The 25,053-nt window shown below is 37.4% G+C and carries 33 protein-coding genes and 1 pseudogene; 26 read left to right on the top strand and 8 right to left on the bottom strand.

Annotated elements, in window-relative coordinates:
* Positions 1-106 precede the first annotated feature (106 nt).
* Positions 107-430 (top strand): hypothetical protein, encoded by a 324-nt coding sequence (locus tag AC1ECF_RS02715; protein ID WP_480387857.1) that lies wholly within the window; start codon positions 107-109, stop codon positions 428-430.
* A gap of 164 nt (positions 431-594) precedes the next feature.
* Here the strand turns inward: AC1ECF_RS02715 and msrA are convergent, their stop codons facing one another.
* On the bottom strand, positions 595-1,113 hold the full coding sequence (gene msrA, locus AC1ECF_RS02720; protein WP_480387858.1) for a peptide-methionine (S)-S-oxide reductase MsrA: 519 nt from the start codon (positions 1,111-1,113) through the stop codon (positions 595-597).
* Between the two features lie 108 nt (positions 1,114-1,221).
* Here msrA and AC1ECF_RS02725 point away from each other — a divergent pair, with 108 nt between their 5' ends.
* The 9 genes from AC1ECF_RS02725 to metA all read left to right on the top strand — a co-directional run bounded on the left by AC1ECF_RS02725 (position 1,222) and on the right by metA (position 8,699).
* Positions 1,222-2,163, top strand: a complete 942-nt coding sequence (locus AC1ECF_RS02725) for an LCP family protein (protein WP_480387859.1) — start codon at positions 1,222-1,224, stop codon at positions 2,161-2,163.
* Positions 2,164-2,245: 82 nt separating this feature from the next.
* On the top strand, positions 2,246-3,439 hold the full coding sequence (locus AC1ECF_RS02730) for an AI-2E family transporter (RefSeq protein WP_480387860.1): 1,194 nt from the start codon (positions 2,246-2,248) through the stop codon (positions 3,437-3,439).
* A gap of 5 nt (positions 3,440-3,444) precedes the next feature.
* Entirely contained in the window at positions 3,445-3,837 is a 393-nt protein-coding gene (locus tag AC1ECF_RS02735; RefSeq protein WP_480387861.1) for a sporulation protein, read from the top strand.
* A gap of 76 nt (positions 3,838-3,913) precedes the next feature.
* Entirely contained in the window at positions 3,914-4,126 is a 213-nt protein-coding gene (locus AC1ECF_RS02740) for a hypothetical protein (RefSeq protein ID WP_480387862.1), read from the top strand.
* 70 nt (positions 4,127-4,196) lie between these two features.
* Positions 4,197-4,325, top strand: coding sequence for an RAxF-45 family protein (locus AC1ECF_RS02745; RefSeq protein WP_480387863.1), 129 nt, complete (start codon positions 4,197-4,199; stop codon positions 4,323-4,325).
* A 105-nt stretch (positions 4,326-4,430) separates the two neighbouring features.
* Positions 4,431-6,056, top strand: a complete 1,626-nt coding sequence (gene abc-f / locus AC1ECF_RS02750; protein WP_480387864.1) for a ribosomal protection-like ABC-F family protein — start codon at positions 4,431-4,433, stop codon at positions 6,054-6,056.
* A gap of 301 nt (positions 6,057-6,357) precedes the next feature.
* Positions 6,358-6,828, top strand: a complete 471-nt coding sequence (locus AC1ECF_RS02755; RefSeq protein ID WP_480387865.1) for a pyrimidine dimer DNA glycosylase/endonuclease V — start codon at positions 6,358-6,360, stop codon at positions 6,826-6,828.
* A 135-nt stretch (positions 6,829-6,963) separates the two neighbouring features.
* Positions 6,964-7,728: a DUF7683 domain-containing protein gene (locus AC1ECF_RS02760; protein WP_480387866.1), complete on the top strand. Its 765-nt coding sequence runs from the start codon at positions 6,964-6,966 to the stop codon at positions 7,726-7,728.
* A gap of 62 nt (positions 7,729-7,790) precedes the next feature.
* Positions 7,791-8,699, top strand: coding sequence for a homoserine O-acetyltransferase MetA (gene metA, locus AC1ECF_RS02765; RefSeq protein ID WP_480387867.1), 909 nt, complete (start codon positions 7,791-7,793; stop codon positions 8,697-8,699).
* Positions 8,700-8,746: 47 nt separating this feature from the next.
* Here metA and AC1ECF_RS02770 read toward each other — a convergent pair whose 3' ends face one another.
* From AC1ECF_RS02770 to AC1ECF_RS02790, 5 genes are all read right to left on the bottom strand, one after another.
* A complete protein-coding gene (locus tag AC1ECF_RS02770; RefSeq protein ID WP_480387868.1) occupies positions 8,747-9,898 on the bottom strand; it encodes an acyl-CoA dehydrogenase family protein in 1,152 nt (383 codons plus the stop codon).
* 17 nt (positions 9,899-9,915) lie between these two features.
* Entirely contained in the window at positions 9,916-10,848 is a 933-nt protein-coding gene (locus AC1ECF_RS02775) for an aldo/keto reductase (protein WP_480387869.1), read from the bottom strand.
* 385 nt (positions 10,849-11,233) lie between these two features.
* Complete coding sequence (locus tag AC1ECF_RS02780) at positions 11,234-11,416, bottom strand: hypothetical protein (RefSeq protein WP_480387870.1); 183 nt, start codon at positions 11,414-11,416, stop codon at positions 11,234-11,236.
* The gene (locus AC1ECF_RS02785) at positions 11,409-11,591 is read right to left on the bottom strand and encodes a YvrJ family protein (RefSeq protein ID WP_480387871.1); all 183 of its coding nucleotides are present in this window, start codon (positions 11,589-11,591) and stop codon (positions 11,409-11,411) included. Before AC1ECF_RS02785 ends, AC1ECF_RS02780 begins: the two co-directional genes overlap by 8 nt.
* Positions 11,584-12,087 carry a sigma-70 family RNA polymerase sigma factor gene (locus tag AC1ECF_RS02790; protein ID WP_480387872.1) on the bottom strand — a complete coding sequence of 168 codons (504 nt, stop codon included), beginning with the start codon at positions 12,085-12,087 and terminating at the stop codon, positions 11,584-11,586. The genes AC1ECF_RS02785 and AC1ECF_RS02790 overlap by 8 nt, the downstream gene beginning before the upstream one ends.
* A 423-nt stretch (positions 12,088-12,510) precedes the next feature.
* On the opposite strand from AC1ECF_RS02790, the gene AC1ECF_RS02795 reads away from it, so the two are divergent.
* From AC1ECF_RS02795 to AC1ECF_RS02840, 10 genes and pseudogenes are all read left to right on the top strand, one after another.
* Positions 12,511-13,818, top strand: a complete 1,308-nt coding sequence (locus AC1ECF_RS02795; RefSeq protein WP_480387873.1) for a tetratricopeptide repeat protein — start codon at positions 12,511-12,513, stop codon at positions 13,816-13,818.
* Entirely contained in the window at positions 13,819-14,259 is a 441-nt protein-coding gene (locus AC1ECF_RS02800; RefSeq protein ID WP_480387874.1) for a hypothetical protein, read from the top strand.
* A gap of 445 nt (positions 14,260-14,704) precedes the next feature.
* Positions 14,705-15,232 (top strand): annotated as a pseudogene (locus tag AC1ECF_RS02805) (GNAT family N-acetyltransferase); the annotation flags it as partial.
* Positions 15,233-15,262: 30 nt separating this feature from the next.
* Positions 15,263-15,757: a tetratricopeptide repeat protein gene (locus AC1ECF_RS02810; protein ID WP_480388106.1), complete on the top strand. Its 495-nt coding sequence runs from the start codon at positions 15,263-15,265 to the stop codon at positions 15,755-15,757.
* Between the two features lie 29 nt (positions 15,758-15,786).
* Positions 15,787-16,293 (top strand): GNAT family N-acetyltransferase, encoded by a 507-nt coding sequence (locus AC1ECF_RS02815; RefSeq protein WP_480387875.1) that lies wholly within the window; start codon positions 15,787-15,789, stop codon positions 16,291-16,293.
* 279 nt (positions 16,294-16,572) lie between these two features.
* Positions 16,573-17,340: an aminoglycoside phosphotransferase family protein gene (locus AC1ECF_RS02820; protein WP_480387876.1), complete on the top strand. Its 768-nt coding sequence runs from the start codon at positions 16,573-16,575 to the stop codon at positions 17,338-17,340.
* Positions 17,341-17,535: 195 nt separating this feature from the next.
* Positions 17,536-18,120: a lysophospholipid acyltransferase family protein gene (locus tag AC1ECF_RS02825; RefSeq protein ID WP_480387877.1), complete on the top strand. Its 585-nt coding sequence runs from the start codon at positions 17,536-17,538 to the stop codon at positions 18,118-18,120.
* Between the two features lie 94 nt (positions 18,121-18,214).
* Positions 18,215-19,003 carry a DUF4097 family beta strand repeat-containing protein gene (locus AC1ECF_RS02830; RefSeq protein WP_480387878.1) on the top strand — a complete coding sequence of 263 codons (789 nt, stop codon included), beginning with the start codon at positions 18,215-18,217 and terminating at the stop codon, positions 19,001-19,003.
* 118 nt (positions 19,004-19,121) lie between these two features.
* Positions 19,122-19,391 carry a hypothetical protein gene (locus AC1ECF_RS02835; RefSeq protein WP_480387879.1) on the top strand — a complete coding sequence of 90 codons (270 nt, stop codon included), beginning with the start codon at positions 19,122-19,124 and terminating at the stop codon, positions 19,389-19,391.
* A gap of 89 nt (positions 19,392-19,480) precedes the next feature.
* Positions 19,481-19,885 (top strand): hypothetical protein, encoded by a 405-nt coding sequence (locus tag AC1ECF_RS02840; RefSeq protein WP_480387880.1) that lies wholly within the window; start codon positions 19,481-19,483, stop codon positions 19,883-19,885.
* 136 nt (positions 19,886-20,021) lie between these two features.
* Here AC1ECF_RS02840 and AC1ECF_RS02845 read toward each other — a convergent pair whose 3' ends face one another.
* The gene (locus AC1ECF_RS02845; protein WP_480387881.1) at positions 20,022-20,198 is read right to left on the bottom strand and encodes a hypothetical protein; all 177 of its coding nucleotides are present in this window, start codon (positions 20,196-20,198) and stop codon (positions 20,022-20,024) included.
* Positions 20,199-20,269: 71 nt separating this feature from the next.
* Here AC1ECF_RS02845 and AC1ECF_RS02850 point away from each other — a divergent pair, with 71 nt between their 5' ends.
* From AC1ECF_RS02850 to AC1ECF_RS02875, 6 genes are all read left to right on the top strand, one after another.
* Positions 20,270-21,175 (top strand): aminoglycoside phosphotransferase family protein, encoded by a 906-nt coding sequence (locus tag AC1ECF_RS02850; protein ID WP_480387882.1) that lies wholly within the window; start codon positions 20,270-20,272, stop codon positions 21,173-21,175.
* A gap of 77 nt (positions 21,176-21,252) precedes the next feature.
* Entirely contained in the window at positions 21,253-21,834 is a 582-nt protein-coding gene (locus AC1ECF_RS02855; RefSeq protein WP_480387883.1) for a hypothetical protein, read from the top strand.
* Positions 21,835-21,942: 108 nt separating this feature from the next.
* The gene (locus AC1ECF_RS02860; RefSeq protein WP_480387884.1) at positions 21,943-22,905 is read left to right on the top strand and encodes a tyrosine recombinase XerC; all 963 of its coding nucleotides are present in this window, start codon (positions 21,943-21,945) and stop codon (positions 22,903-22,905) included.
* Between the two features lie 62 nt (positions 22,906-22,967).
* Positions 22,968-23,510 (top strand): GNAT family N-acetyltransferase, encoded by a 543-nt coding sequence (locus AC1ECF_RS02865; protein WP_480387885.1) that lies wholly within the window; start codon positions 22,968-22,970, stop codon positions 23,508-23,510.
* 158 nt (positions 23,511-23,668) lie between these two features.
* A complete protein-coding gene (locus tag AC1ECF_RS02870; RefSeq protein WP_480387886.1) occupies positions 23,669-24,118 on the top strand; it encodes a hypothetical protein in 450 nt (149 codons plus the stop codon).
* Between the two features lie 79 nt (positions 24,119-24,197).
* Positions 24,198-24,440: an Imm59 family immunity protein gene (locus AC1ECF_RS02875; RefSeq protein ID WP_480387887.1), complete on the top strand. Its 243-nt coding sequence runs from the start codon at positions 24,198-24,200 to the stop codon at positions 24,438-24,440.
* A 111-nt stretch (positions 24,441-24,551) separates the two neighbouring features.
* Here the strand turns inward: AC1ECF_RS02875 and AC1ECF_RS02880 are convergent, their stop codons facing one another.
* Positions 24,552-24,899 carry a helix-turn-helix domain-containing protein gene (locus AC1ECF_RS02880; protein WP_480387888.1) on the bottom strand — a complete coding sequence of 116 codons (348 nt, stop codon included), beginning with the start codon at positions 24,897-24,899 and terminating at the stop codon, positions 24,552-24,554.
* Positions 24,900-25,053: the final 154 nt, after the last annotated feature.

The raw sequence follows: 25,053 nt of genomic DNA on the forward strand, positions 1-25,053 counted from the left end.
CATCCACTTGGATGTCTTTTTTAGTTTTAGAAGATCATGAACTTTTAAGAAACAGAATCGTACTAATAAGAATAGTGAAAATCTTTTGACTCAAGGGGGGATGTTTTTGAAAACATTCATAAAGGTTTTATTTGCATTACTAGTTGTAGGTTCCTTAGCATTTATTCCGCCATATCTGTTACAAACTAATCCAGAAGATTTTAGAGAGGAGGATCAACAGTTAGTGTTAGATGCATTGTCCAGTACAGATTTAATTTTAGAAAACGCTCTGGAGAGGTTAATTATTATCTCATACGGTGTTTCATTGCAAGGTGATTCTCAAGAGACTGCTGAAGTTGTTGCTTACACAGTTTTTGGAATTCCTTATGCAGTTGTAGAGACTAATGAAAAAGGGGCGTTTGTAAAAACGAGGTTTGGATTTATACAGTAGTTCTCCACTAAAAACTTCAAAAAGCCGGTAGCTTGTATATATATTAGCAATACCTTGTTGGGAATTACTTGCCCGGCTTTTTATGACTCAAGTCAGCATTGGCTTACCATTTCTGTAGGTTGAATAAAAAAAGACAAGCCAATAGCCCGTCTTTTCTTCGAATATTAGCCCCAATGCTTTTCAATAAATTCATCGCGGCCCGACTTTTTACGGTCTTCCTTATAGTGTGCTTCTTCTTTTTTATAGTAATCCTGATGGTAATCCTCCGCTACATAAAACGTTTCAGCATCACGGATAACTGTCACGATAGGCTTTGAAAATTTGCCACTTGCTGCAAGATCGGCCTTAGACTTTTCAGCTATTTGACGCTGCTCCTCCGAATGGACGAATATCGCGGTCGTATAGCTTTCTCCTCTATCATGAAACTGCCCGTATGCATCGGTAGGATCAATCTGCTGCCAATAAACCTCTAGCAATTGTTCATATGGAAACACAGCAGGGTCAAATTGAATCTCCACCACCTCTAAATGTCCAGATGTTCCTTTTTTTACATCCTCATACGTTGGATTTTCTATATGTCCACCCATATATCCCGATGTCACTTTATGTATCCCATCCCAAGAATCGAATGGTTTTACCATGCACCAAAAACAGCCACCAGCAAATGTTGCTTTTTCAAACATTTTCATTCCCCCTAATATAGTAAAATGATTTTACCACTAGTTAAATAGATTTTGAAACAAATTTGGCTTAAATGCGTTATTATATAATTAAAGGAGAGTTGAGAAGCAATGGAAGAAGAACAACTAAGACAAAAAAGACATAAGCCGAAAAAAAAGCTTAGAGTCGGCAGAGTTATCACAACAATTATTCTCCTATCACTCGTCCTTGGTGGCGTGTATTCCTTCATTCAATATTCCAGTGGGTATAAGCTTGCGAGCGATCAAGAAAAAGAGGTCGCTAGCTTTAACGGGGATGTATGGGAGAAGGGAGAAAGAGAGAATATCCTCGTACTGGGAGTTGATTCCAGAGGGGAAGAAAAGTCCCGAACGGATACAATGATGTTAGTTTCGTGGGATAAACAAGAAAACGATATAAAAATGGTGTCTTTTATGCGTGATATATATGCAGAGATTCCAGGCTACCAATCATATAAGCTAAATACCGCATATTATCTTGATGGAGCAGATTTACTTGCAGACACCTTAAGAGGTATGTTTGATATAGAAATTCATCACTATGCCTTAATCGATTTCCAAAATTTTGAGTCGATGGTAGACATCCTTGCACCCAATGGAGTAGAAATAGAAGTTGAACAGGATATGTCAGAGCATATTGGAGTGACCTTAACAAAAGGGACACATCATTTATCTGGGAAGGAATTATTAGGATATGCTCGATTTAGAGCTGACCAGCAAGGTGACTTTGGTCGTGTTGGGAGACAACAAATCGTATTAGAGGCTCTAAAAGACGAGTTGCTTTCCGTGAAGAATTTAAAGAACGTTCCAAAATTCGTAGGAGCTACCGAGGGATTTATTGAAACAGATATGACAAGAACTGATAAAATAAAGAGAGTGCTAGACATTGCGGTTAGTGGTAAGGTCGAGATGGATAAACTGACCTTACCAATAGAAGGCAGTTACAGCTTCAAAAACTATAGTCATGCTGGTTCTGTTATGGTAATCGATAAAGAAAAAAACAGTGCTGCTTTACATGATTTTTTAGATAAATAGGCTATTTTCTAAGGAGGAAGGAAGTTATCTTTCTTCTTCCTAGTTTAAAATAGAAAAGTAAAAGGAAAGGAAGTAAGAGAACTTGGAACCAGAGAAATCGTCTTTTTTTTCAACTAGATACATAAAATTTCTAGGCGGTAAGAATACTGTATTTACATTGTTTCTTTTATTACTAATAGGGCTAGTTATATGGGTATATGATGAAATATCTTTTATTTTCGTTCCGCTAACCGTCTTCCTAGGGAATGTTATTTTGCCTGGTATATTGGCGGTCATTCTTTATTATTTGCTCAGACCTTTACTCAAACTGCTGGAGAAAATAAAGATTCGCAGAGTATGGGGTATTCTCATTATTTTCATCGCTCTAGCAGGCTTAATCACTCTATTAGTTTTCCTTGTTTTCCCATTTCTGAAGAGTCAGTTCTTTAAGCTGACAGAAGAGCTTCCGAACTATTTTGTTCAGCTTATCAATTTATTAGATAGTTTTTTAAGAACCTCTTTCATTAGTGAGTATTATTTACAAGTTGAAAGTGACGTTACAACTATATTGAATGATCTCCCAAGAGAGCTGGGAGGATTTTTCCAAGATACATTCACTGGTATCGCATCAGGTATTTCCTCGTTAGTTGGGTTCTTGGCAAGCTTTGTTCTGGCGATTGTAACAGTTCCGTTTATCGTCTTTTATTTGTTAAAGGACGGAGAAAAGCTACCAGCTTACGTAATTAAGCTTTTCCCTCCTAGAATGAGAAATGACTTATCCGAGGTTTTTGGAAGTATCGATCGTCAAATCAGTTCCTATATTCAAGGACAGATTCTTGTTTCCATGTGTATTGGATTGATGATTTACATCGGATTCACGATTATTGGAATGGATTATGCTTTACTGTTAGGGGTTATTGCGATGGTGACAAGTGTGGTTCCTTATTTGGGACCTGTTATTGCCATAACGCCTGCTGCAATCATTGCACTTGTTTCCTCGCCTCTAATGCTTGTAAGCTTGGCGATTGTCTGGACCATTGTGCAATTAATCGAAGGGAAGTTTATCTCCCCACAAATTATGGGGAAATCCCTACATATACATCCTATTACCATCATTTTTGTCCTCATTACCTCGGGTGCATTGTTCGGAGTACCTGGTGTAATTTTAGGGATTCCAGGATACGCCATATTAAAGGTAATTGTTACACATTTGTATATGTTATTTAAAAGACGTTATAACAAATTTGAGCCTGTTATAGAAAATCATTATGAGTATACAAATCACAAGGTGGATTGAGAAGCATGGCCAATAAATTTAAATCACGTATCGAAGTAGGGGAAATGAGGATAGAAACCACGGTGGACCATCCGTTCATCGAGCATGGAATTAATCTCTCTGGAACCATTTATATTGAAGGAGCCCATGACTCGGATAGTATCGATACGATTAAGCTGGAAGTTTTTAAAATGACAGAAGGAGAGCAAAAGGTTGTTTCCAAGCATTCCATCGAGCTTGTAGGCGGCGTAGCATCTAAGGACACACAAATGATGCCGTTTGAAATAATGCCAGATGAGCGCTGGCTTCCTGAGGGTGAGGATGAGTTCGTGAAGCTTATACTTCGTACTACCGTTTATTTTGAAAACGGGGAAGAGCTACAGGCCGAGGGTGAAATTTATTTTGATATCGAGGAGTAAACCAGCAGCTTTTTGCTGGTTTTTTTTATGGATAAATATCCTTATCCTTCGCAACCTAACACAAGAGGTGATTAAAATGAAGCAACTGCTAATGCTTTTGATGACCGTTTGTTTGTTCATCACCGGCTGTGGAGTAGATAGAAACTCCAACCAGCCACCAAACGAGGAAATACAGCTGAATGGGAAGGATGCTGACAATGTGGGGGGCAACGAAGAAGTAAATAGGGAAAATGATATAGGTAATCGTGAAAAGCATACAAACGATCCGACCTTTGACGGTTATCAATAAAATCAGAATTGCCATACAAAAAGAAATATGATATGATATGAATACTATTTAGAATCGGAGGTGTAGAAGGATGAAGAAAGCTGTTAAATCGCACAGTTTCATATTGGAATTTATTTCTATTAATTGTGCGATTATGCATGATTTTGCTGCCAACGGGACCAGTCTGCCCTTTTTTAAGCAAATAAATCATCATAAATAACAGCTGATAAGCCATCTTTTCTACACGTATGAAGACTGCTTGCTTACCAGGCAGTCTTTTTGTATGCAGAAAAATGCTTCCAGCTTGGAAAAGGAAGCGATAATCATGATATGTACAATAAATAATATAAGTAAAATGCTAGGTGGAAACACCATCTTTGAAAAACTGTCTCTTGCAACAAAGATTGGGGATAGAATTGGATTAGTCGGAAGAAATGGAACAGGCAAAAGTACTCTATTTAAATTAATTGCCGGTATGGAAAATGTGGATAGTGGGAGTATTCATTTTAAAAAGGGTACGAAAATTGGATATGTAGCTCAAATTCCTAATTACGGTCCAGATATAACAGGCCTAGACATTTTGAAGGGTGCTTTCGAAGAAATTCAAATGATTGAATTTCAGATGAAGCAGCTTGAACAAAAGATGGCGATGGCTAATCCAGCAGAGCTTGAAAAACTCCTAAACAAATATGGAAACCTTCAGGAGCAATTTGCAAATGAAGGTGGATATATAATCGAAAGCGAAATTGAGAAAATAATAAATGGGCTAGAGCTATCGGATTTTGTTGGGCAAGAATTCGTCCAACTCAGCGGTGGTGAGCAAACTAAAATTATGCTAGGGAAGATGCTACTTACCAAACCAGACCTTTTGTTGCTTGATGAGCCAACGAACCATCTAGATGTTCTGGCAGTGGAGTGGCTAGAGAAATATTTACGTGACTATGACGGAACGATCCTCCTAGTATCACATGACCGATATTTCTTGGATGAAGTTGTGACGAAGATTGCTGATTTAGAGGACGGAGAGATTACCGTCTATCATGGTAATTATTCTGCCTTTGTAAAAGAAAAAGAAGAAAAGCTATTAAGGGAGTTTCAGGAATACGAAGAGCAACAGAAAAAAATCAAAAAAATGCAGGAAGCAATTAAACGACTTAGACAATGGGCAAATGAAGCGGTTCCTCCTAACGAAGGACTTCATCGACAAGCCAGAAATATGGAAAGGGCGTTAGAGCGAATGGTTAAGGTTCGGAAGCCTTTGATTGATCCGAAAAAAATGGCCTTAACCTTCGAAGCGGCCCCGCGGAGTGGTAAGGAAGTCGTGAAAATGATAGATGCTAGCTTTTCCTATGGAGACCAGCCAATATTAAATTCCGCTTCCCTCCATGTCTTTTGGAAGGACAGATTGGCCATCGTGGGAAGAAACGGAACCGGTAAATCTACTATCCTGCACATTCTTCAAGGACAACTGCCTATTACAGAGGGAACCGCTATGCTAGGAAGTAATGTAAGAGTGGGTTATCTTTCACAGCACGTAGCGATTCAAGACCCAAAGAAGCGAGTGCTAGATGTTTTTCGTGACGAGGTAGAGGTCACAGAGGCTGATGCAAGGCATATACTGGCCAATTTTATGTTCTATGGACCAGATGTATTTAAAAGGTTCCAGGATTTAAGTGGGGGAGAAAGGATGCGTCTTCGTTTAGCGCAGCTGATGCACCAGGACATCAACCTATTGATACTGGATGAGCCAACGAACCATTTGGATATTGAATCTAGAGAGGTACTAGAAGAGGCATTGGACGACTTCCAAGGTACCATACTCGCCGTCTCGCATGATCGGTATTTCTTAAATAAGCTGTTTCCTAGAACCGCATGGCTTCAAGACGGAAAGCTGAATACTTTTGAAGGTCCATATGACTGGGCAAAGGAAAAAATGCAACAGACGGTATAAGGGATACAGATACAAAAACGCCTTGCAAAAAGTAATTGCAAGGCGTTTTATAACAGAGAGACCAGAAGAGGACAGTCCTCTACCAAGGAGCTTTTAACTGTTATTTGATAAAGTAATTTAAAATAATAATATTATGTAAACTAATATCTTGCAGGTATGAAAAGTTGATTACTCTACCTAAGACTTCCTGTGTTTAATTTAGAACAAACTTAGAGAAACTACGGAAAAAGCTTTTAATAAATTACATCTTCACACTTAAATTGAATGCATAAAATAAAGATTAAAACCGAGGTAAGAAAGAATGAATATTTTTTTGCCATATGAAGAAGACATTGAAAAGTCCGTGCAAAGTCTCGATGATCGTAGACTTGTAAAGCAAGTAATGGAATGTAAAATACTACTTGATATTGCATTAGGAAAGAAATCCGGCTATGCAAATCATCCAGTTTCGAAGCATTATAAGGATTTTCCAGCATTTTTAATACAATATGGATTAGCCTCCTGTAAGGAATACGAGCACCGTTACAATAAAACACATCAATATTGGCCTTACTTCCAAGAAATGAAGGAAGCGGACACTTCTCCTGATTATATACCTTATTATGCTGCAGGCAGTAAAAAAAGCCCCGATTGCATTCGTACAACTGACAATGTAAGTACGTTGTTTCAGCAAAAGCTTATTCAGAAGTGGGAAGACGACACTGGAAAGGGTAGAGCTCCAAAATGGACGAATAGGGGAAAGGCGGAATTTTACGTAGATTCAGTAGAATAGATAATATGGAAAATGGTTTGGATTCCTCCAAACCATTTTTTGAATATTTCCACGAAATGTTTTAAAGACCAACAATTTCTGTAGGAACTATGGTAAAATGCATAAAATCATCATTTCTTAAGAAGGAGAAATAAATTGCCTGATTCTATCAAAAACCAGTGGCGAGTAACCAAATATAATCCAGCATATAGAGATAATTATGGTCATTACACTTTAATAGAGGAGTGGACTTGTCCTTCCGAAATTGGTAAAACGTTCAATGGAAAAGAATTTACATTAAGTGAATACCTTCAAGTGGAAGAAGCCTATATCCATACTGCCCTAAAATTCTTAGAGGAAAGTGGTTTAGCCACATTGAGGATTTTGCAGCTCTCTACTACATGGTTGGATAAGGAATCTAGTTTATATGAGTCTTCATTCGACCAATTAGATTTAAAAGAGGATATGCTTGTTACTCTAGAGGAAATCCCGTTGATATGTAAGATGGTGTTAAGAAGGCTATTGGATTGCCAGTTGTACAACAAAGATATGTTTTTTATCCATTTTGGTTGGGATTACTATATGTATATTGGATCTTCAATTCATTGCTCGTCAGCAGTTGCATTCGGTCTCCATAATAGACTGTTTCCTGAACCAATGAACTCACCTTATTATATCGATGAAGAACAGATAATTAGATTTATGCAATGGAGCCTACTCAATGACAAATTTATAGTGGGAGAAGAGGAGCTAGTAGATATCCCTCTGGATAAATTTCAAAAAGTGTTTCATTTATCCAGTGAGCATCCCGTTATTGGAACATTTCCTATTACAGAGGAGTATAGAGAGTTCTTCCAAGAACATCTATCGCATAAAATGGACTTCACTAAGTACAAGTATAGTTTTTGGGGAGGGCGTTAAACTTCTAAAGCAGGTTTTGCTTGTGCTTTGGTCGTTAGAGTTCATCATTAGGGGGGATTACTTTGCCTATCAATATACCAAGAGGTTTGCCGGCTATACACACGTTAAGGGGAGAAAATATTTTTGTGATGGAGAATGAAAGGTCTCTCGCTCAGGATATTCGGCCACTTTCTATTCTTATTTTGAACCTGATGCCTGAAAAGGAAAAGACAGAGCTCCAGCTGCTTAGATTGCTAGGGAACACCCCTTTGCAAGTCGATATCACCTTTTTAAGGACCGCCACCCATGATTCAAAAAATGTAAGTAAATCTCATTTAAATAGCTTTTACCATACGTTTTCTGAAATAAAACACAAAAAATTTGATGGGATGATTATTACTGGAGCACCGGTCGAGCAGCTTGCCTTTGAGGAAGTGGATTATTGGCAGGAGATGCAAGAGATACTGGATTGGACCACGAAGAATGTGACATCTACCTTACATATTTGCTGGGGGGCGCAGGCAGCTCTTTATCACCATTTTGGTATCAATAAACAATCATTGATTGCAAAATGCTCCGGAGTCTTTACGCACCAGCTACTAATGGGGACGGATGAACTGGTAAGAGGATTTAATGATTGCTTTCATGCACCAGTCTCCCGCTATACTACCATAGAGCTGGAGAGCATTCAAAAGGAGAAAAGGTTAAAGGTAATTTCATCTTCCGAGGAAGCGGGAGTATTCTTGATAGTTTCTGATGATAAAAAACAAGTTTTCGTGACTGGCCACTTAGAATATGATGCAAACACTTTAGCCGATGAGTATAACCGAGATCTTGCCAAGGGACTAGCGATTGATATGCCAAAATACTATTTTCCTAACAATAACCCTCACAATAAACCAATGAACACTTGGAGGGCACATACCCATCTTTTATTTTCGAACTGGCTCAATTACTATGTCTATCAGGAAACTCCCTATATATGGAAATAAAAAGGACTCCTTCTCACAACGAGAGGGAGCCTTTTCTACTTTAGAAACTAATCTTCCTGTAAGCTATCTATCAGCTCTTTTGCCAGTTTTGCTTTAACCATATCCTCCATTGGTGGATTGTATAGACCTGCTCGGACATTTAAATAGTAGCGATGCATAGGATGGGAGGCAGAAAGTCCTCGAGAGCCGACTATCTTCATAGCTAAATCAACCACTCGAATAGCGGCATTAGTAACAGCAATCTTCGTAATATCTAGTGCTTCTCCCATTTTCCTTTTATCTGCCGCTTGCTCATAGCGTTCAACTGTGCCATATAGCAGGTGGCGTGCAGTTTGTAGTTCTAGCTCCATTTCTCCGATTATTCCTTGGATATTAGGAGTTACTATGATTGGCTTCCCTAAAGAGGAAGGCACATAGGAAGCGGCAAACTTCACAGCACAATTACTAGCAGCTGTTGCGATCCCTAAATAACATGCTGGTATATGCAGCATCCAGCCTTTCGATATTGCTTCGTTTCCTGTTAACTTTTTTAAGGTATAAGTAGAAGGAACGGTTACGTCCTCTAAAAGTAAGGTATGGCTAGCAGTTCCTCTCATCGCAAGCATATCCCAGGTTTCGATAATGGTGACACCCTTTTCGTCCTTAGGCACAATCACGATGACAACCTCATCATCTTCATTTGTGGCAGTGACCAATATGTAATCTAACACAGGAGCAGCCGAGGTGTAGGTCTTTTCTCCATTAATAACAAGTTTATCTCCATTTTTTTTTACTGTTGTTCTAGGTAGGGCACCTCTTGTCGGACTGCCTGCATTTTCTTCCGTCGCAGCGCTGTTTATAATTGCTCCATTTTTTATTTCTTGTAGAAGCCAGGAAGCGATTTGTGGGTTCCAATGCTTATTCTCGGCATACTCCAGAATGATTCCATTATGCCATCCGATTGATAAACCAGTGGAGCCACTACCAGTTGATATTGCCTCTTGCGCTAAGATGTATTCGTATAAGCCTAGCCCTTGACCACCGTGTTCTTTTGGTAAGGTCAGCGTATGGTATTGGATATTTCGCAGATCCTCCAAATCTGCAAAAGGGAAGGAGCCGAGTTTATCCAGGTGAGGCTCTCTATGCTGAAAGAGGGGGATTAATGGAGACAAAAGCTCCATTAATTCCTCTTGTTCTTTGGTTTTTACAAACATATTCATACATGCACCGTCCTTGCTTATTGAAAAATTTCATCGATGAAAGCTACTTCAGAATCAGTTAATGTTACCTGTAAGGCTTTTAAATTATCGAGTACTTGTTGTGGCTTCTTCGCTCCAGGAATAACCGCATCAATCGTATCACGTGTTAAATACCAGGCCAGTACTACATTCGCAATACTAACTGATTTTTCAGCAGCTAATTCCTTTAATTGATCAACCTTTTGGAGATTTTGTATGAAATTTTCTCCTTGGAATAGCGGGTTTTTTGCCCGACCATCAGTAAACGTGCTATCCTTTGTAAATTTTCCGGTTAGCAGACCTGAAGCTAAAGGAAAGTAGGGAATAAAGGATATTTGGTGCTCTTTTACGTAGGGAAGTAAATCAGCCTCGGCTTCACGTTTAAATAAGTTGTAGCCTGATTGAAGCACATCGATATAGCCATCCTTGTTTCCTTCCTTCAGCTGGTCTAAAGAGAAGTTAGAAACACCTATCGCACGAATTTTTCCTTCTTCTTTTAATCGTTGCAGAGCCCCTACAGCTTCATCTTTTGGAGTGGCTTCATCTGGAAAATGAATATAAAACAAATCTATATAGTCCGTTTGGAGCCTTCTAAGACTATCCTCCACTGTTTTCCTTAAGAAAGCAGGAGAATTATCAACCTCCATTTTGCCGTCTACTAGCTTATGGGCACCTTTTGTTGCTAAAATAATGTCCCCACGATTACCTGATTCCTTTAAAACCTCACCTATTAACTGTTCCGATGTTTCGGGTCCATAGATGTACGCAGTATCTAAAAAGTTTATACCATGTTCAATAGCTGTTCGAACGATATTCTTCCCATTTTCGTTATCGAGATTTGGAAAAAGGTTGTGTCCACCAACTGCATTTGTACCAAGACCTATCGGATTGACATACAAACCGCTTTTACCTAGTTCTACCTGTTTAGACATAGATATAAACAACTCCTTTTAGATTTATATAAACATCTTACCAATATTTCTATAAAGCTACTAATAATGTGATGTGATTGGTTGGAAGAAAGCTTGGTAATCGTGACTTATGGTGTATTGGGGAAGGGGGATAGGAGAAGTAGACAGTGGGGGACAAAGTGAGTAGTTTATTTTTTCCATGAAAATGGTAATACTTGCGGTTCTTAGCTATTTACTTGCGAATTGGGAGAGCATAGTTGCGCAGAGGTTTGATTTAGTTGCGTTTGTCAATGATTTAGTTGTCCATATCGTTAGATCGTATTCATAGCTAAAAGCTGTGACGAAGTTCAGTTAGGCCGCCACAGCTTTTATGGATTATGAATCAATAATGGTATGATTGCCTATCCTATCCTTTCATATCAAAGAATCCAGGTACATCTTTTGTAAATTTCTTTTTAATAATATGAATGATTCGTGCCTTTAGCTCCTGCTCTAAATCCTCTCTATGCTCGTAACTCGTTTGAAGCAGTACGCTTTTTAGCTTTGGTTCCAGCTGACTGATCACTTTTAGGATATCCTTGTCATCCATTCGCTTTTCCTCCTTTCTTCTTAGGCGTCGCTTGGCTGATGGATTCGGATAAATCATGGACAGAGCTTCGGAGCGATTCTAATTTGTTTTCAAAGCGATGTAACAGGTAAATCGTAATCACAATAGGAAAACCAAAATTACCGATTAGCTGGACAATATTGCTAGCATCAATCATATAAAAGCTCCTTTCGAATGATTTCTAGAATTTTCTTCCGCGACTTAGAGACGGCCTGTTGAGAAATCTGAAGCTCTGTTGCAATTTCTTTATCAGTTAACTGTTTTATATAAACAAGGGATAATATATCTTTCTGTCTCTGGGAGAGATTTTGAATGCAGAGGAACAATTTTTCAGAGGTTATTACTTCACTTATATCGTCGGTCTCATTGATTAAATCGGCATAGGGTATTTGAAAGTTTTCAGAATATAGGTCAAAGGTCAAGTCATTTTTTCTTCTGTAATCTCGTTCTTTTTTATCTAGCCTCTTGCTTTCGTAATGAAGCATCTTTATTACGTAAGAAAGGATGCGGATATTTTGATAGAACTTTTTAAACTCTTTGTCCAATTTCTCTTTTAAGTCGTCAGATTGGCTATCCAAATAATCATCATAGAGCTTTTGATTATCTGGATAACTTAAAAATTCATCAATTATTCTTTGCTTATCACTACTCATTTTGATCACTCCTTTCACCATATGCTGTCAATAAATTGTGTCCGGTGAACATGCTATGTGATAGCTTGAATAAAAGTAGGTTTATTATATAAAGGACAAAAAGTTATTAAATTTACAACTTACCCAGAAATTTCAAATAAAAGTAAAATACCAAGAGTTATTAACCAAATATTACTAAATATAAACATAAAAAGAAAACACATTAAGTTGTGAAATTGAATGTCGAATTTGAAGATATCAGTAGGTTTTGAGGAAAACTTTCCTGCATGCAGTGAACTAATTTTACAAATGGTCGATAAAACCGTGTTTTCGTTCTATTTCATAATTCTTTTGATTCAGAAGGGAGAATTAAAATTGAAGGAAATATGTTATATTCATAGAAGATTCTATAAATAAATATTACTTTCATAGGAGGCGGCTTTCATGAGTAGCATAGGACTTATCATCAGGCAGGAGCGGATTAACCAAAATATAAAACAAACAACATTAGCTGAAGGAATATGCTCAACGTCTTATTTAAGTAAAATTGAAAATAATTTTACAGTTCCAAGTGAGGAAGTAGTCAAGCCATTGCTAAAAAAACTACAAATCAAGCTTGAAACCATCTCTGCAGAGGATGAGTATAAGTTAATTGAAAGCCTATATAGTCATTACAGGGATGCCATCATTAAACGCGACCGCTCGAACATTAAAGAAACGCTCGAACAATATTCTATTAGAAAAATAAACTTTTCCAATCTAAAAAACTTTTACAGCTATAATTTATACATGTTTCGGTTAATTCTAATTTTGGATGAAGAGGTCGTCACCTTACAGCCCTATTATAAGGTGCTCGTAAAGATGGAAGAGGAATTCGATGATAAACAAAAATTTATCATGTATTTGAACCTTGGGATTTATCATCATATTAACGGTGAATACGAGCAATCCCTTCAAAAGCTAGAAAAGGCTTTGAGTATCATGAACCATTCTTATTATGAGGAATGGGAGCTTGCAGACTTTTACAATGTATTAAGTCTTGCCTATTTTAAACAGCAGGAATATTTTAACGCCATACATTATGCGACGAAATCTCAGAATTTTTATAAAGATCACTTATTGTTTGAGCGGGCAATCGACAGCTATATTGTGATGGGTGTCTCCTATAAGAATATGAAAAATTACAGAGAATCGGAAAAATATTATAACCTTGCTAAAAAATTGGCTGCTGACTATAAGCTTCCCCAATATAATGGGATGATTTATCAAAATTTAGGAGCTCTATATTCCATTCAACGTGATCCGATAAAGGCCATAGAATTTTTTAAAGAAAGCCTTGAATACAAGGAAAACAATCCTAACTCAATTGGCTATCTCATAACCATTTTTTCCATTATCAAAGAATACTCCAAACAAGGGAATTCAGAAATGGTCCTTCATTGGTGTGAGACAGGCTTAGAAAGTATTCGTAGTATACATAATGATGGGCCACATGAAACCATGAAATACACCTATCATTTTCATATATATAAGGAATTGCATCTTCAGTCTGAGCAACTAGAACAATGGTTAAAAAAAGGTATTTCTTATTTTGAATCTGTCCACGACGATAGGCATATACAAAAATACTCCATTCTCTTGGCAAATTTTTATTTTAATAAAAATAAGTTCAAGGCTGCAAACTTGTGTTATCAAAAAGCAAATGAGATTTTATTTAAACAAAAATCAATTATGAAATGGGAGGATTTATAAATGAAAAAAACATTCTTTCTGACAACTTCGGCTGTTTTTTTAACATTTAGCTTTGGCTCTTCCTCTATGCTATCTTTTGAAGATGAGGTTCCAAGACCAACCTCTCTTGATTTAGTGGGCTTTGAAGACGAGGTACCGAGACCGACTTCTTTTGATCTAATAAGCTTTGAGGATGAGGTTCCAAGACCAACAGCTTACGATCTAGTAGGCTTTGAGGACGAAGTGCCAAGACCGACTTCTTTTGATTTAGTAGTCTTTGAGGACGAGGTACCAAGACCAACTTCTTTTGATTTAGTAGTCTTTGAGGACGAGGTACCAAGACCGACCGCTTACGATTTAGTAGTCTTTGAAGACGAGGTACCAAGACCAACCTTTTTTGATAAGGTAGCCTTTGAAGATGAGGTGCCAAGACCAACCTCTATTGAAAAACCTTTCGCTTAAGTAATGTTCGTCGTGGATCATTCAAAATAATATTATACAACCCCGTCCAGAAATGGATGGGATTTCTTATTTTATAGAGCTTATTCCATTAGTTATATATAAATGACAATTTTTAAAGTATTTTGACATCGTTTGATTTATACTAGAAGTAATTGTTTTGTAGCAAGGGGGACATGGGATGATAGAGAAATATAATGCAGAGGAGTTATCTAGGTTTATTGCCAAGATGAATAGTTCTTCCACCTCTCACATTGGCTTTTGTGGAGAGAATGAGGAGGAGATTCTTTCTAGTTTACAAGAGGATTTTTCCGGTAACAGTATAGCTGTCAGAAAGAAGAGCGACCGAATTATTGGCTTTCTTGGATTCGATGAATACGATGGAATAGCCGAAGTATGGGGACCTTTTGTAGATGAAGCATACATCTATCAAGAGATTGCGAGAGACATGTGGGAGGAGCTAAGAAAACCGGAAATCCATACATACCAACTTTTCATTAATATAGAGAACCGTGCTGCCATTGAATTTGCTCAAAAGATTGGTGCTTCTTGGAAAGGAGACAGCCTCATATTAGAGACAAAGATACATACTTTTCTACAATCGTATTCAAATGGCATCGAGGAGTATCAAGAACAAGTAAAGCAAGCTTTTGTTGATCTCCACGATACCGAATTCCCAAGGACTTACTATTCTGCAAAGATGATTCTGGAAAGACTAGATGACCCGCAACATAAGTTATTTATATTAACCGATGGGCAAAAGCTGATGGGTTATGTTTATGTCGAGTCGGATTCGTTACATGGAGAAGGACACGTCGAGTATATAGCGGTTCATCCGGATTACCGAAAAAAGGGGATTGGTAGACAGCTTCTCGAGCATGCACTCTATTTTCTTTATCAATCGGGCCAGCATACTGTGAGGTTATCTGTCGGTGCGGAGGAATCTGCTGCTATTCATTTGTATAAATCGGTTGGATTGCAAGTGGTTCATCAAGTTTCCGCTTTCATCCGAAAGGAAGATCTTGAGCTTAATAAGGCACTCTCTTTACGAGCAGAAGGAGATTTAGCAGGCTCGAACAAGCTGCTTGTACAATTGGCTGCTAAGGAGCCTACCAATGCCTCTATACATTATCAATGTGCCTGGAGCTTTGACGTGCTTGGGGAAGAGGCAAGCGCTGTCCCTTATTATGAACGGGCAATAGAGCTTGGATTACCGAGGAATGAGCTAGAGGGGGCACTGGTTGGCCTTGGAAGCACTTATCGAACTTTAGGTAGATACGAGGAATCACAGCAGGTGCTTCAACGAGGCATTCATGAGTTTCCAAACAATAAAGTCATCCCTATCTTTTTGGCGATGACCTACTATAATTTAGAAAAAGCAGACATGGCGATGGAAATTCTATTAAAGACGATAGCCACAACCTCTAACGACGAGGAAATACATAAGTATCACAAAGCCATCCATTTTTATGCCGATAAGCTTGATAATGTTTGGGATTAGTAGAGCTTGATTTAGAAGAGGAGAAGAACATGATTGAATTACGGAAAATAACAGGGGATAACATAGACGAAGTAATAGCACTTGAAGTGGATGAAAACCAGGAAGACTTTATAACAACGACTAATCTCAAAAGCTTTGCAGATGCTCATATGTTAAACGGAGACAATATACCAGCGACTACTTATGGGGTTTATGCTAATGAAGTGGTGATTGGTTTTTTGATGTATATCTATGACTCTCTGGATCATGAATCATTTGAAAACGAAGCTTTTTATGGAAAGAAGAGCTATTTTATTTGGCATATGATGATAGATAAGCATTACCAGGGGAAAGGATACGGGAAACTTGCTTTTGAAAAAATGTTGATAGAAATGGAAGCTAAGCCAAATGGAGAAGCGGACTATGTCACCCTCTTTTATCACACAAGTAATGTCATAGCTAAAGCATTATACGAGTCATTTGGTTTTGTAGATACTGGTATCATACAAGATCATTCGATGTTGGCTATTAAGTATTTAGAGGGGAAAAGAACTTAGTAATTCCCATTTTGACAAACAAGCTTTATCACAGGCAAGCAACTCATATTAACCCGGTCTAACGAATAGGATAGATGGGATTCAGAGGAAGCTGTTATCTTTACAGCTATTAAAGTCATTGTTTTCAGCGTTATTATGTTTACCCTAAATGTCTGAAAGTACATTCGTTCGATTTAATAAGTAATACCTAACGACAAGGCAGTAGATTTCTTTAGAGAATTTTACTGCCGTTTTCTGTGGCAAAAAAGCAAGCAAAATATAGCTGAGGGGGTAACGAGTTTGAAGTTACAAATACCGATGTTTGAAGAGAAAAGTACCTACAAAAAAATTGAGCTGGGCTATTCTAATGATGAAAAATGGATAGTGGATGATACCTATTTAGTTCGCCTAACGCCTAACAGCCTGGAAATGATTAAACAACAGGCTTTGCTCATTAACGAAGTACATAAACTAGACTGTCGTATACCCTTCGTCTATGAGGTAGGAACACTCGAAGAGAAACATTATATGGTTCTAGATTACCTATCTGGTGAAAACGCGGAAGTGGCTTTACCCAAATTGGCGGCTGCAGATCAATATCGAATTGGTGGCCAGGTCGGTGAGACATTAAAAAATATGCATAGTATAGCTGCTCCTTCCGATTATCCTGCTTGGGATAAAAGATGGACAGAAAGATACCATAGACTCAAACTCAGCTTTGAATCCATAGTAAGCGATAACCCTAGCTATCAAAGCGTCCTGCCTTTTATTGATGAAAATATTTCGTTACTCGCCAATCGTCCAAGTGCTATACAGCATTATGATTTTCATCCAGGTAATGTGCTGATTAATGGTATGGAATTTTCCGGATTAATCGATCTTCAAAAAATAACCTATGGGGATCCGATCAACGAATTTTATAAGCTAGAATATTTTACGGTACAGCAAAGTCGAGATTTCGCTTGCGGAATAGTAGACGGCTATCATCATTATCAGCCTATCCCAATAGAATTTTGGGAACTACACCGACTATATGCAGCCATCCATATCGTTTCTGCTGAAGTTTGAGGTCATATTGGAGCATTGGAGCAGAAGGACAAGTTCCAACAGTATACCAAATTTACATTGGAGCAGTTTGAGCATTTCCAACGGCTCATTCCTAAATGGTATACAAAAACCAGATGAATTGGACCTAGTATTTCCCAAAATATCTGTTTACAATTAGCACTAGATACTAAATTGAGAATCATAGGGGAATAAAACATGTATACATTCACAAAAAATTTAGCAAAGCTTATTATTCGTTCGATTGGAAACGTAGAAGTAAAGAATGAGCATCTCTTACCGAAGGAGCAAGGATATTTGGTCACCTGCCCACATACTGGATGGCTAGAGATTGTCATATTGGGGATTGTGCTACCACGACCGGTACACTTCATGGCAAAGAAGGAGCTTTTTAAAAACAAGCTCATCGGCTATTTCTTACACAAAATTAATGCCTTCCCTGTAGATCGGTCAAATCCTTCTCCAAGCAGTATTAAGATACCAGTAAAGCTTTTAAAGAATGGAGAGGTAGTTGGAATATTTCCAAATGGCACTAGGGCTTCAGAGGGTACACCGTTGAAAAGAGGTGCAGTGACTATTGCGAATCTTGCAAGGCAGCCGATCGTTCCTGCCTATTACGAGGGACCAAAAACATTAAAAGAATTTTGGAAAGTAAAGAAAGCAACCATCATTTTTGGTGAGCCAATGTACATAAAGGTAGAAAAGAAGGAGCAGCTGACAGAATATACAGAGAGGTTAAACGAGATAACAAGTAGCCTAGGCAGAAGTCTTGTGAAAAACTAGGTCTAGAGACGTAGTGTAAATCACGCTAGCGGTCGATTTAATTATTCCTTTATTTACATATAATGGACTTAAGAATAGAAAGGGGAGGATGAGGATGAATATGAGAAAGGTCATCATCCTGGCAGTAGGAATTTTGGTACTTGGCGCAGGGCTAAATATATTTTTTAGCATAAGAGATAGTGTGGTGGATGCTGAAGATGAAATAACCCTAACGGACAATTTTGAGAATATCGAAATATTGGTGGAGAATGCATCGGTCAATATATACCCAACCTCAGATTCTACTACAACTGTAAAATTTGAAGGGAAAATGAGGAGTAAATCAAGGTATAAGTTCACCGCTGATGTTCGGAAAGATACACTTCAAGTGGAGCTGACGGATAGAAAATGGTTCAATATCGGAATTAATTTTACTCCTTTTAGCAATAAGCTAGATGTATATGTACCTGAGAAGACTTATAAAAAAATACTGGCGGAAAGTGAAAATGGAGCATTGAGTGTAGAAGACATAGAGGCGGAGGAAATTCATTTTCAAACAAACAATGGGCGGATTTATTTCAAAGAAGTAGAAAGTAAAGTTTATGCAAATACACATAATGGCCGTATTCATTTGGAACATGTTGATGGAGACATTGAGGCTATGACGAATAATGGTCGTATCGAGCTCCATACAAAAATCCTCAATCATGATATCAATCTAAAAACCGATAATGGAAGAATATTGATTGAAACCGAAGAAGAGCCTACAAACGCAACAATTGAAGCAGATACGGACAATGGAAAAATAAGAGTGTATGGACATTCCAATAAGCACACTGTTTTTGGAAAAGGGAAGAGTAAGGTAACAATCGAAACCGATAATGGAAGTATTACGGTTAAATAATGAAGAGACAGAGAGAAAGCGAATGAAAAGCACATATGATTCTATCTGATGATTAGAATCATATGTGCTTTATCTTGGGTTTAAAATATAATAAGAAGCCCTTGCAACTGCTTTCTTTATGAAGTATCAAATTGATAGTCGAAATTACGAGGCATTTCAGAAGCTATTCTATGATGGTACAGAGGATACAATTTCAAAAGATGAGTTTGATCAATTCAAAGAAATCTCGACAGCTGGAGCAAATTTTAAAGACTTCGAACTAATCACCATGGACAACGGAGAAATGTTGCTGGTTGAATTTGCACCTCTTCTAGAAGATCAATCAGAAGACAAAATCGTAAACGTTAAACTTGTCCCGGAAGAAATGAGAGCTTTGTTTTCTAACTGAATCTTCCGTTAGAAAACGTGATGAATAACTTTATTTAGCTTTAAAATCGGTGTCCAGTAAATCACACTTATAAGCGATGAGGTATTGTTATGAAAGTGAGATTGTTTTTACTATTTATTGTCGTATTATTTACTGCCGCTTGTAGTCAAGAAGCTCATAATGAACAGCACGAAGTATATTTATCAAACAAAGAATGGAATATTAAAGAGTCAACCGAAGTTGAAACTTATATATTAGATATGCCTGATGAAGTGCTTAGTAATTATGAAGCGAGTGGGATAACATTTTTGAGCGAGTATTTAGGTGAGGAAGTTACAGAGTATTCATACGAGTTAAAAGAAAAGGATATCGAAGGAAAACATTTGAAAGCATTCATATTAGAATTAGAAGGTAAAATTATTGGAAGTTATGGAGTTCTTCCAAGCTGGGACCCAGGTCTTTTTAATTTGGATGATAAAGAACGTCTTATCAATGAACAAATAATTAAGCAATAAGAACCTACACTGGTTAGAATAAAGATCATCTTCAACTAATATAGGCTTTAGTTGAAGATGAGAAGAATAGCAAATTAAACAGAAAACGCTCAATTTAAACTATTGAGCGTTTTTGCTTACCGTGTACATTGTTACCCTAAGCTTTCGAATAACTTGTATTCCTTATCGCTAAGGTTATAGCGATTGACAAAAAAACTATACCAGCCCCATAGCCGACAACAGTAGAAATCGAAAACACATTTTGGAGGGACATTCCTCCCATGATTGATGCAACAAATAAGAACAGAAACAAAATCACAAAATTCTTCTTCATCACTACTCACCCCTTTTGTTATTATTATACTATTAAGAATACTTTAAGCAAATCGAAGGGGGGGAGGTTTGTTGGGAACGAAAAAGGACTTTGAGGAGAAAATCATAGGTGCATTTGGGGACGAAGGTGCCAAATGGTTAGAAGGACTAAATGAGACGGTGAACTACTATATACATAAATGGAAGCTGGTATCCGAAGGGCCGGTAGAAAACCTCTCCTATAATTATGTATTACGTGTTAGGGACCAGGGAAACAGGCCACTCATTCTGAAGCTTGGGGTGCCTAACTTTGATTTTGCGAATGAATGCAGGACGTTACAATTTTATGATGGGACCAGCTGTGTCCAGGTAATAAAGGAAGATGCATTGAATGGTGCGTTTCTACTGGAGAGGATAGAACCAGGGAACATGCTTCTCGATTTAGAGGAGGAGGTGGCTGTAAAAGAGTTTGCAAAGGTATGGAAAAAAATAAGAAGGCCAATGCAATCCAATCAGGATTTTCCGCTTATCCAGGATTGGTTTCATGCATTAGACCGTTACTTACTAACATATCCTGAGAATAACGGACCGCTTCCAAATGAGCAGGTAGAGCAGGCAAAAATGCTAGCTCATGACATCCTTTATCACACAGGTGATTTACACCTTCTGCACGGAGACCTACATCACCAAAACATCCTTTATTCTGATAAGTATGGTTGGACAGTCATTGATCCAAAGGGCGTTATCGGTGACAGCTATTTTGATTTGATATCCTTTCTGGTTAATGAGCTGCAACATCAGACCTCTCCTAGAGAAGTGCTGCAGACAAGGATAGATATCCTAGTAGAAGAGCTGAACCTTGATAGAGAAAGACTGCTACTTACCGGCTTTGTAATGAGTACCCTGTATGCTTGCTGGGGGTTAGATGATAAATCCGATTGGCATCAAGCTAATCAATGTACGAAATGGTTTCAACAATTTCTTCATGATAATGAGTAAATTCCTCTAGGACGAATTCTGTTTGAAGAAGCATATTATGGGGAACAGTTATGTACATTGTACTAAGGGGTGATAGTTTGAGTGTACAGCTGCAATACAACGGTTATGTTTTACTTTATAGCTACTTACAAAGATTATATGTAAGCGAAAAAGTTAACACCATGCTTGGGAACGGAGAAATAAAGGATGAAAAACTGGAATCCTTAAAGCTTCTGCTAAAGGAGCTAGGAGAGATAGGTACTTATTTTCAAGTAAATAAATCGTTGTCCGAGGAATATAAAGATTACCTTATCGGATTAACGGACAAAATACGTGGTTTAACAGATGATTATAAAAAACAAATTACTGACGCTAAGACAACTAGGGACTATATCCCTTTGGTCGCCTCTACTTTATATGCAGAGGATCATGTGAACAATGGAATTGTCAATATGGGAAGGCTCTTTAACCCTGAGATAGCAGATCGATATATGCAAAAGATACCGTACTTTAGGCAACGGATAGGCTGGATTAATTCTATTGTATATAAGGTAGGGGAAGGGAAGTCTTTAACGGACGAAGAAACGGATCAACTAAAGAATGTTTTTTCTACCGTTTATCAGGTAAGGGATGGAATCGATAAAGATTTTGCTACTATCAAAGCATATATGTCCACTTAATTATCCTCTTAATCAGGGGATTTTTTTTATACAAATAAAAAACGTTCCCAAATACATATTTGGGAACTATAATAGATAGTATGAAAATTACCTCATAGGAGGGTGAAAATGACATCTAAGACACCGCGGATTTTAAAGGATTTCTTGATCTATTTAACGACGATTAAAGGGAAATCCATGCGTACACGTAAAGAATATGAATACGATTTGCTTTTATTTTTCCGTTTTCTAAAGGGAATAGAAGATGATATAGAATTTTCTAATCAGATGGATATAAGTGAGATAGATATTGAATGGATAAGAAAGGTATCACTAGAGGATATTTATCTGTTTTTAGAGTTCTGTGAGGTACAAAGGAAAAATAGCGCGGCATCCAGAGCAAGAAAAGCAGCGACATTAAAGTCTTTCTTTAAATATTTAAAAGGAAAGAGAAGGCTACTGGATTACAATCCTGCAGAAGAGTTAGAGTCACCAAAAATCGGAAAGAGAAAGCCTGTCTATATGGACTTGAAGGAAGCAGAAGTTTTCCTCACGGGAATAAAGAAAAACTGTCATTATTATCGTAATTATTGCATGGTCATGCTGTTTCTAAATCTTGGATTACGAGTAACCGAACTATGTAGCCTAAACATGGATTCAATTCAAGAAAACGTTCTCCATGTCACAGGTAAAGGAGACAAGGATCGTACCGTATTCCTGAACCAAGCATGTAAGGAAGCCCTACAGGCGTACATAGAGAAGGAAAGAAAACCTGGTAAGGGAGAGCAGAAAGCACTCTTCTTATCACAAAAGGGAACAAGGCTAACCCGACAAGCTGTGGCAAGAATTATTAAGAAAATAAATGAAGAATCTGGTTTAGGGAAGCAGAAAATTACTCCCCATAAGCTAAGACACACTAGCGCAACGCTTATGTACCGTAGTGGAGCGGATATCCGTAGTCTTCAGCATATCCTTGGCCATACAAGTGTATCTACCACCCAGATTTACACCCATGTAGAGAATAAAGAGATCCAACAAGTCATTGATAATAATCCATTCAATAAATTGATTACACATAATAATATTATGTAAACTTAAATTGTGCTTGTTTTCTGACGAATGCCCCGATACACTATTCAAAAGGGGGAAATAGTATGTTTACATATCCATTAGATGACAAGACCTATTTAAAGCTGTTAGATCCGAGAGATGCCGAAGAACTTTATCAGCTAACGATTAATTCGAAGGAAACTCTTCGTGAATGGCTACCGTTTATAGACTATACAAAGACGGTTGAGGACACAGAAAACTTTATTAAATCAACCATGCAGCAGTTTGCCAATAACAATGGCATTCAGTGTGCGATTTGGTATGATGGGAAAATTGCCGGAGTAATCGGCTTCCATGCAATCAACTGGAGCAACAAATCCACTAGTATTGGCTACTGGCTAGGAAATGACTTTGTAGGGTTAGGTCTAATGACAAAGGCAGTAAAAGCGTTCGTGGATTACGCCTTAAAAGAGCTTAAACTAAACAGGGTCGAAATTAGAGCGGCTGTAGAGAATAAGAAAAGTCGTGCCATCCCTGAAAGACTAGGCTTCACAGAGGAAGGCCGTATCAGACAATCCGAATGGCTATATGATCACTACGTGGATCATGTCGTATATGGCATGCTGGCTGACGAATGGATGAAATAGTTTAAGAAAGTACTATAGTTATGTTCTGTTACTGAAAGTAAGTATGGGTGACTTGTCTTTAAAAGGATTAGTCACCTTTTATATAGAAGAAAGACAATCAGTTTGGGGAAGAGAACACGGAAACCTATATATTAGAGGCTTTTTAGGAGGCATTCTCGTTGCGACATATACTTTTTGTTTTCTTATCACTTAGTACAATTGTAGCTTTTTATTTGCTGTTAGATGTCTTTACTAAAACGGCCATTATTCATTTATTTATGTTCATTTTAATTGGCGTATTGGGTTTTCTAATTCAAAAAAAATTATATAATTTCTTTGTTCTAGAATTTATATTTATATACAAAGGAAAAGAAATTCAATTACCAAAAGCGTTAAAAGTGGTACGAGATACAGGTATGGAACTAGCTTTTATCTTAATTTTAGCTGCGTTTGGGATTAATCCAATTCTGGATATTATTGAAGCGAATAAGCCGTCATTTTCCATCAATTTCTTTTATATTGAACTAGCAATGACTTCTGTTAGTATTGCACTCTTGCCGACGATACTTTATTGTTATTATTACTTTTGGAGGCATCTATATGATAGTAAAAAAGGGGAGCTAAAATAATAGCTACTCTTTGTATGCTTAGAAATATGCTTTTTGGAACGCTTAAAAGATTAAATAAACATTAAAGGTGAATAAACAAATGACACTTGCTGAAGCAAAGGAAATAATTAAGAACGAGATGCTAACACGTTTCAATTGGTTTGATGAACATCCATTAAGAGAAAATGAAGTAGGAATCAAAGCTGATGGTAATGAATGGATTGTTTATGTAACTGATGAAAGAGCTAGTGTGGTTTCTGGTTCTATTAAGAAATTTAATAATGAAAGTGAAGCTTTAGACAAATTTATAAAAAGATTAAGAACAGAAAAAATATTATTTTAGTTTTTATAGCAACTACCTATGATACATATCTATCAGAATAGGAAAGGAGACATAATTTGCATGAGCTTTATTGTCTCCTCGTTTGTTTTTATTCAGATCAAGTTATAACAATTAGTTGTGGATACTTTCATACTTTAACCATTCATCAATCTCAGCTTTTAAAAAGAGTGTTTGATTATCTAGTCTGATGTAGGGGATAAATCGATACGTATCATAAGAGCTCATGCTTGCTTTCGTTAATGAATCCTCATTTATAATATTCTGTATTGATTTTTCGCTTATCTGTAGATATTCGGACAGTTGAGCTAGGGTCATAACATCAGATATTGTATGAGAGGTTGGTTGCGAGTGAATTTCTTCGCTTCCTTTATGTGAAAAAGTATCACGAATAATAAAACTAGAGACAATGATGGATACTCCCAGAATCAAAGCAACAAAGATATTAGTGAATTGTTTCATTTTTATCACCTCATGTATATTAAAAGATTTCTTCTTTCCTAACTTTGTATATTTTACAATTTGTCTGTTTCTCAAAATATAAGAAAAGGGTGTGTCTCCAGTAGCTGGAAGGAAGGAAGAAAATAAACCAAGCCTTGTAAAATCGGCACGAGCA

This window comes from Psychrobacillus sp. Z3-81, from assembly GCF_056620325.1.

Coding starts and splice junctions, on each gene's coding strand:
- AC1ECF_RS02775 (WP_480387869.1), bottom strand. CDS start 10,848: ATGTCTAAACAGGTAGAACTAGGTAAAAGCGGTTTGTATGTCAATCCG.
- AC1ECF_RS02745 (WP_480387863.1), top strand. CDS start 4,197: ATGAAGAAAGCTGTTAAATCGCACAGTTTCATATTGGAATTTATTTCT.
- AC1ECF_RS02755 (WP_480387865.1), top strand. CDS start 6,358: ATGAATATTTTTTTGCCATATGAAGAAGACATTGAAAAGTCCGTGCAA.
- AC1ECF_RS02800 (WP_480387874.1), top strand. CDS start 13,819: ATGAAAAAAACATTCTTTCTGACAACTTCGGCTGTTTTTTTAACATTT.
- AC1ECF_RS02865 (WP_480387885.1), top strand. CDS start 22,968: ATGTTTACATATCCATTAGATGACAAGACCTATTTAAAGCTGTTAGAT.
- AC1ECF_RS02835 (WP_480387879.1), top strand. CDS start 19,122: ATGAAGTATCAAATTGATAGTCGAAATTACGAGGCATTTCAGAAGCTA.
- AC1ECF_RS02785 (WP_480387871.1), bottom strand. CDS start 11,591: ATGATTGATGCTAGCAATATTGTCCAGCTAATCGGTAATTTTGGTTTT.
- AC1ECF_RS02735 (WP_480387861.1), top strand. CDS start 3,445: ATGGCCAATAAATTTAAATCACGTATCGAAGTAGGGGAAATGAGGATA.
- AC1ECF_RS02725 (WP_480387859.1), top strand. CDS start 1,222: ATGGAAGAAGAACAACTAAGACAAAAAAGACATAAGCCGAAAAAAAAG.
- AC1ECF_RS02875 (WP_480387887.1), top strand. CDS start 24,198: ATGACACTTGCTGAAGCAAAGGAAATAATTAAGAACGAGATGCTAACA.
- AC1ECF_RS02790 (WP_480387872.1), bottom strand. CDS start 12,087: ATGAGTAGTGATAAGCAAAGAATAATTGATGAATTTTTAAGTTATCCA.
- AC1ECF_RS02780 (WP_480387870.1), bottom strand. CDS start 11,416: ATGGATGACAAGGATATCCTAAAAGTGATCAGTCAGCTGGAACCAAAG.
- AC1ECF_RS02770 (WP_480387868.1), bottom strand. CDS start 9,898: ATGAATATGTTTGTAAAAACCAAAGAACAAGAGGAATTAATGGAGCTT.
- AC1ECF_RS02880 (WP_480387888.1), bottom strand. CDS start 24,899: ATGAAACAATTCACTAATATCTTTGTTGCTTTGATTCTGGGAGTATCC.
- msrA (WP_480387858.1), bottom strand. CDS start 1,113: ATGTTTGAAAAAGCAACATTTGCTGGTGGCTGTTTTTGGTGCATGGTA.
- AC1ECF_RS02860 (WP_480387884.1), top strand. CDS start 21,943: ATGACATCTAAGACACCGCGGATTTTAAAGGATTTCTTGATCTATTTA.
- AC1ECF_RS02830 (WP_480387878.1), top strand. CDS start 18,215: ATGAATATGAGAAAGGTCATCATCCTGGCAGTAGGAATTTTGGTACTT.
- AC1ECF_RS02840 (WP_480387880.1), top strand. CDS start 19,481: ATGAAAGTGAGATTGTTTTTACTATTTATTGTCGTATTATTTACTGCC.
- AC1ECF_RS02845 (WP_480387881.1), bottom strand. CDS start 20,198: ATGAAGAAGAATTTTGTGATTTTGTTTCTGTTCTTATTTGTTGCATCA.
- AC1ECF_RS02825 (WP_480387877.1), top strand. CDS start 17,536: ATGTATACATTCACAAAAAATTTAGCAAAGCTTATTATTCGTTCGATT.
- AC1ECF_RS02795 (WP_480387873.1), top strand. CDS start 12,511: ATGAGTAGCATAGGACTTATCATCAGGCAGGAGCGGATTAACCAAAAT.
- AC1ECF_RS02815 (WP_480387875.1), top strand. CDS start 15,787: ATGATTGAATTACGGAAAATAACAGGGGATAACATAGACGAAGTAATA.
- AC1ECF_RS02740 (WP_480387862.1), top strand. CDS start 3,914: ATGAAGCAACTGCTAATGCTTTTGATGACCGTTTGTTTGTTCATCACC.
- abc-f (WP_480387864.1), top strand. CDS start 4,431: ATGATATGTACAATAAATAATATAAGTAAAATGCTAGGTGGAAACACC.